Source organism: Rhodovibrio sodomensis (assembly GCF_016583645.1).
GTDB classification, from domain to species: domain Bacteria; phylum Pseudomonadota; class Alphaproteobacteria; order Kiloniellales; family Rhodovibrionaceae; genus Rhodovibrio; species Rhodovibrio sodomensis.
Genome location: NZ_NRRL01000281.1, coordinates 1 through 868 on the forward strand (window position 1 = coordinate 1; position 868 = coordinate 868).

1 protein-coding gene is annotated in these 868 nt (G+C 63.5%); it reads right to left on the reverse strand.

Going from position 1 to position 868, the window contains the following annotated elements:
* The coding region (locus CKO28_RS27760) for an MCP four helix bundle domain-containing protein (protein ID WP_200344782.1) at positions 1–587 on the reverse strand (587 nt) is incomplete at its 3' end.
* Positions 588–868: the final 281 nt, after the last annotated feature.

The window sequence follows — 868 nt, forward strand, 5'->3', positions numbered from 1 at the left end:
TATTCTTCGCCAAGTCCAGCCCGATCATGGTAACCTTCGCCATGGATGCCTCCTCCTTGAATGGCGTTTTTCAGTGCACCCATTCTGGCACACCGATGCCGCCGGAGGGGGCGTCCATCCCATCGCTTACGGACCTTCGGGCCGAGCTGGTTCATCTCGTCCCGCACGAAGCCGTTGCGGGCGTCGACCAGTTCAACCACCAGGTCGAACCCGGCGTGGAACCGCTGCATCGCGGCGTCGATCTGATCGATCTTGGCCGCGCGCTCCGGGTCCGTGATGACCTTCTGCGCCTCGGCGATCTCGTCCTCGACCGTCTTTTCCAGGTCGAGCACCTGCTGCTTGGTCTCGGTGTCCTCGGTACGCAGCCAGGTGCGGACGGTCAGCATCGTCTCCAAGATGTCGCCGCGCAGGCGGCTGACCAGCGCGGCATCGTCGCCGAGTTCGGCGTAGGTGTCAAAGCTGCGCTCCAGATCGCGCAGCCCCCAGACGCCCTGGGCGGCGATCACGCCGGCGACCAGGATCACCAGAGCGAAGCCGGCGAGGATCTGACCGCGCAGTTTGAGCTTGATGTTGAAAGGCGTATTCATCGGTTTCGCTCCATCCTGAAGACACGGCGCAGCCGATCCTGGCTGCGCATCGGGCGTTAACTTGGACAGCGGACGGGTGCCTTGGTCAGACCGCCGCCGCGCAAAGCTCGCGGGCCAGCGCCGGCAACCGCTGCAGATCTGCGGTGGCCCGCTTTAGCCCGGAAAATTCATGGGGGACGGCGGGTGTAGCCCAAGCTGCTGAATAGTCGTAAGATTTCGGTGTGGAGACGAAAACCTACGATCAGCAGGAGCTCACCCGCCGTGGTCGAACATACCCCTGA